Genomic DNA, 4,435 nt, shown 5'->3' with positions numbered 1-4,435 from the left:
GCGCTGGCCACCGGCGACGAGGCGTCCGCGGCGGCGGTGCTCGCCTGGCTCGGTGGGCAGCCGCACGTCGCGGCGAGCGCCCGCCGGGCCGCCGGGGTGCGCGGCGAGCTGGACCATTTCGGGGCGCTCGGCTTCCTGCAGGGGCTGCTGGTGGTGCTGCGTGACAGCGGCTTCCGCGGTCTGCTCCTCGTCCTCGACGAGGTCGAGACCCTGCAGCGGGTTCGCTCCGACGCGCGGGACAAGGCGCTGAACGCGCTGCGCCAGCTCATCGACGAGGTCCACAGCGGCCGTTTCCCCGGCCTGTTCCTCGTCATCACCGGAACGCCGGCCTTCTATGACGGCCCGCAGGGGGTGGGGCGGCTCGCGCCGCTCGCGCAGCGGCTGGCGACCGACTTCACCACCGACCCGAAGTTCGACAACCCGAGGGCCGTGCAGCTGCGGCTGGCCGGGTTCACCGAGGCGTCGCTGGTCGAGCTCGGCGGGCGGGTCCGGGACCTGTACGCGGCCGGTGCGCCGGGCGACGCGGCCGGCCGGATCGAGAAGCTCGTCGACGACGCCTATCTCGAGGAGCTGGCCGGGGCGGTCGCCGGGCGGCTCGGCGGGAAGGTGGGTGTCACGCCCAGGCTGTTCCTGAAGAAGCTCGTCGGGGACGTGCTCGACCGGGTCGACCAGTTCGACGACTTCGCCCCCAGGCGCGACTACCCGCTGACCATCGGCACGGCCGAAATGACCGACCTGGAACGCAACGCCGCCCGCGCCGACGACATCGACATCGACCTGGACCCGGACGCGGACCCGGACGCGGACCTGGACCCGGATGCGGACCTGGACCTGGGCCCGGGTCCGGCGTGACCGTCGAGCCGGAGGCGTCCGCCGCCGACGCGGCGGATCTGCTGCACCCGGTGGTGCTGCACCACATCGTGAACACCCTGCGGTGGCCGGGGCTGCGGCCGTTGCAGGAAGAGGCGGCCGCGCCGCTGCTCGCCGGTTCGGACGCGCTGCTGCTCGCGCCGACCGCCGGCGGGAAGACCGAGGCGGCGACGTTCCCGGTCCTGTCGCAGATGGCGGCCGAGAACTGGCAGGGGACGTCGGTGCTGTACCTGTGCCCGTTGAAGGCGCTGCTGAACAACCTGGCGCCCCGGCTGGAGACCTACACCGGCTGGCTCGGGCGCCAGGCCGCCGTCTGGCACGGCGACGTGACCGACAGCCGGCGCAACCGGATCCGCCGCGAACGGCCCGACGTCCTGCTCACCACGCCCGAGTCGCTGGAGGCGATGCTCGTCAGCGTCCGCACCGACCATCGCAGCTTCTTCGCCGGCGTCCGCACCGTGATCGTCGACGAGGTCCACGCGTTCGCCGGCGACGACCGTGGCTGGCACCTCCTCGCCGTCCTGGAGCGGCTACGCCGGATCATCGCCGCCGAACAGGCAGGGGAACGAACCGCCGAACGGGCCGCCGCGCACGGCGATCCCTGTGTTCCGCGGAACGCGGTGTCGAACAACGCGGTGTCGATCGGGGGGTTGCAGGTCATCGGCCTGTCGGCGACCGTCGGGAACCCGGCCGAGCTGCTGCGCTGGCTACAGGGCTCGGGTGCGGGCCGGCGCCCGGCCCAGGTCGTCGCGCCGGGCCTGCCGGCCGCGCTTTCCCGGCGGTCTTCCCCGGCGACGGCCCCCGCTGCCGGGGGCGTGGAGGCCGTGACCGGTACCGTGCCGGCGGCCGCTGCCGACGCGTTGCCAGCCAATGTCGAGACGGGCTCGGCCGGCGGCGCGCCGCCGGCACCCGGGCCGCCCACGCCGTCCGCACCGCCCACGCCGTCCGCACCGCCGGCGGGTGAGATCGAGCTGGACTACGTCGCCTCGGTGCCGAACGCGGCAAAGGTGCTGGCCGCCCTGCACCGGGGTGAGAAGCGGCTCGTGTTCTGCGACTCGAAGAAGATCGTCGAGGAGCTCGGGCAGGCGCTGCGTTCCCTCGGGGTGACGACGTTCCTCTCGCACGCGTCGCTGTCCGTCGATGAGCGGCGCCGGTCCGAGGAGGCCTTCGCCCAGGCCCGGGACTGCGTGATCGTCGCCACCAGCACCCTGGAGCTGGGCATCGACGTCGGCGACCTCGACCGGGTCATCCAGATCAACGCCCCGGGAACCGTCGCGTCGTTCCTGCAGCGTCTCGGCCGCACCGGCCGCCGGGCGGGTACGACTCGCAACTGCCTGTTCCTCGCCCTGAACGAGAGTGCGCTCGTGCATGCCGCCGGGCTGTTGCTGCTGTGGGGCCGCGGCTGGGTCGAGCCGGTCGTCGCACCGCCGGAGCCACGGCACATCGTCGCCCAGCAGCTGCTCGCATACTGCCTTCAGGAGAACCGGGTCGGCGACCGGGCCTGGGTGGACGAGTGGAACGGCCTCGCGCCCTTCGACCGCTCGGCGGAGCCGGTCGTGCGCCACCTCGTCCGCATGGGCTACCTGGACTCCGACGGCGGCATGCTGTTCGTCGGCCCCGAGGCGGAGCGCCGCTTCGGCCACCGGCACTTCTCCGAGCTGACCGCGGTCTTCACCGCGGCACCCGAGTTCACCGTCCTGCACGGCCGCGACGAGATAGGCCGCACCGACCCGGTCCTGCTCACCGGCCCCGTCGAGGGCCCGCGGCTGCTGCTGCTCGCCGGCCGCAGCTGGCGGGTCACCCACATCGACTGGAAGCGCCGCCGCTGTTTCGTCGAGCCCGCCGAGAGCGGCGGCCGGGCCCGCTGGCTGGCCCCTGCCGACGGCGCCACGTCCTTCGAGCTGACCAGAGCGATGCGGGATGTCCTGCTCGGCGCCGGCCCGCCGGTCCCCCTCACCCGCCGGGCGGCGCAGCGGCTCGCGGCCGTCCGCGGGAACCACCTCAACGTCGTCCACCCGGGCGGCACAATGATCGTCCGGACGGAGGACCTGACCGACGTCCGTTGGTGGACCTGGGCCGGCGAAGGCGCCAACCGCACCCTCACCGCGAGCCTCGGCGACCTCGCCGACCCCCTCCAGACCCCGGCCGCCTCCTACCTGCGCCTGCGCACCGACCTGACCCCGGCCAGCTGGCAGGCCGCGACCGCGGGCCTGCAGTCCCGCCTCTGCCTCCCCCACGTCACCGGCGAGGCCCTGGCCGGCCTGAAGTTCAGCGCCGCCCTCCCCCCGCGCCTGGCCGAAGCCACCCTCGCCACCCGCCTCGCCGACCTCCCCGCCGCCGCCACCGTCCTGCGCGAGCCCGTCCGGTTCACCGCCCTGGGAACCTGACCGAGCCCGGCGAAACCGTCCGAGGAGGGGGATGCCGCTCGTCCGGGCGCGGCCTAACATGTGACGAATGGCCGATCTGACGGGTGGGGAGCGCCGGGATCCGCTGAGCGCGCCACGGCGGCCGGTGCCGCCGGACCTCGCCCGGCGGGCGGCCGCCTTCCAGGCCGGTCACGGCCAAGCGGTCGCGACCCGCGACGCCGCCACCGTCGCGCTGCTCCGGGACGCCGAGAACGGGACGGGCATCCAGGTCTGCCTGCTGCGCCGGGTGTCGACGATGGCCTTCGCCGCCGGCATGCACGTCTTCCCCGGCGGGACGGTGGACCCGGCCGACGTCGCCGCCCAGCCGCGGTGGTTCGGCACCGCCGAGACGGGCTCCGCGACAGACTCCGCGACAGCCATCGGAACGGACACGGGAACGGACGTCGGAACGGACACGGGAACGGACGTCGGCGCGGCCCTCGACGCCGAGCCGGCGCTGGCCCGCGCCCTGGTGTGCGCCGCCGTGCGGGAGACGTTCGAGGAGAGCGGCGTGCTGCTCGCCGGGCCCGGCACGGACAGCGTCGCCGACGTCACCGATCCCAGCTGGGAGACCGACCGTCTCGCGCTGGAGAAGAGGCAGCTCAGCATGGCCGCCCTGCTGGCCCGCCGGGGCCTGGGCCTGCGCGTCGACCTGCTGCGCCCGTGGGCACGCTGGGTGACTCCCGAGGTGGAGCCCCGCCGGTACGACACCCGCTTCTTCATCGCCGCCATGCCGGTCGAGCAGCGGACCCGCCCGATACCCGGCGAGTCCGACCGGCTGCTGTGGCTGTCACCGGCCACGGCCCTCGCCGAACACCTGGCGGGACGGCTGGCGATGCTGCCGCCCACCGCGCACACGCTGCGGGAACTGGCCGAGCACGCATCCGTCGCGGCCGTCCTGGCGGCAGCGCGCACCCGGGACCTCCGCCCGGTGCGTCCGAAGATCCTCATCCGTGACGGAGAGGCTCACCTGCTCCTCCCGCACGACGACGGCTACGACCTCCTCCCGGACAACGACGGCCCCGGCCGCACACCCGGCCCCGGTGGACGCGGCGGGGATTCCAGCGCGCCGCGGCCGCCGCGGCCGGCCCGCACGCCACCCCCCGCAGCCTGACAGGGCAGGCCGACGGCACGGACAGCCCGCGGCCCGGCACGGCGCG

General features: G+C 74.8%; 3 protein-coding genes. All 3 read left to right on the top strand.

Going from position 1 to position 4,435, the window contains the following annotated elements:
- A partial coding sequence (gene brxD / locus NBX02_RS08810; protein ID WP_250290860.1) for a BREX system ATP-binding protein BrxD occupies positions 1-852 on the top strand: 852 nt, incomplete at its 5' end.
- Complete coding sequence (locus NBX02_RS08805) at positions 849-3,257, top strand: DEAD/DEAH box helicase (protein ID WP_250282097.1); 2,409 nt, start codon at positions 849-851, stop codon at positions 3,255-3,257. The genes brxD and NBX02_RS08805, both read left to right, overlap by 4 nt.
- A gap of 67 nt (positions 3,258-3,324) precedes the next feature.
- Positions 3,325-4,389: an NUDIX hydrolase gene (locus tag NBX02_RS08800; protein ID WP_250282100.1), complete on the top strand. Its 1,065-nt coding sequence runs from the start codon at positions 3,325-3,327 to the stop codon at positions 4,387-4,389.
- Positions 4,390-4,435 lie beyond the last annotated feature (46 nt).

It is taken from the genome of Protofrankia sp. CiP1_Cm_nod1, from assembly GCF_920888515.1.
Lineage (GTDB): Bacteria > Actinomycetota > Actinomycetes > Frankiales > Frankiaceae > Protofrankia.
This window is presented reverse-complemented; position numbering and strand designations above follow the sequence as displayed.